The organism is Sulfoacidibacillus ferrooxidans, assembly GCF_022606465.1.
In the GTDB taxonomy this organism is placed as follows: domain Bacteria; phylum Bacillota; class Bacilli; order Alicyclobacillales; family SLC66; genus Sulfoacidibacillus; species Sulfoacidibacillus ferrooxidans.
In genome coordinates this window covers 1-643 of the sequence record NZ_JALBUF010000072.1, presented here as the reverse complement: position 1 = coordinate 643, position 643 = coordinate 1, and the positions used below count along the sequence as shown (strand labels likewise).

Genomic DNA, 643 nt, shown 5'->3' with positions numbered 1-643 from the left:
TCCCCCATTCGGAAATCCTCGGATCTCTGCCTGCGTACGGCTCCCCAAGGCATATCGGTGTTCGCCCCGTCCTTCTTCGGCACCTAGCGCCTAGGCATCCCCCGTGCGCTCTTCCTACCTTATCCTCATTCGTCTGCAGATCCACGTCGCATCTCTGCGTCAGCTTCTTTCCACGCCTCGGTCTCGTACCTACTTCGTACGCTCCCTCGTCGTGTCTTTCGCTTCCTTGACCTGCTCGTGTCTCCTTGACGACATTCGTCTGCAGATCCACGTCGCATCTCTGCGTCAGCTTCTTTCCACGTCTCGGTCTCGTACCTACTTCGTACGCTCCCTCGTCGTGTCTCTTCGCTTCCTTGACCTGCTCGTGTCTCCTTGACGAATACCCTCCTGCCTTGCGTGAAAGATACGGCGTGTTCGTTTGTGCATCGAGGAGGGCATGACTTCGGATCTGCTTCGCAGCTCCTGGTCACTCTTTCTTCTCTAAAGACACTTGCATACACAGCACATACTCTTCTGCCTTGCGGGAAGGGCATGACCTCGAATCCACTGCGTGGATTCTGGTCACTTGTGTCACTGTTGCTTTTGGCTTGATGCTACTACCCATCAAGTTCATCTGCATTCACGTGTTCACCTCTAGTTGTCA

1 rRNA gene is annotated in these 643 nt (G+C 54.6%); it reads right to left on the bottom strand.

The window, feature by feature from the left end:
- Nucleotides 1–125 (bottom strand): 23S ribosomal RNA (locus MM817_RS16420); the annotation flags it as partial.
- Nucleotides 126–643 lie beyond the last annotated feature (518 nt).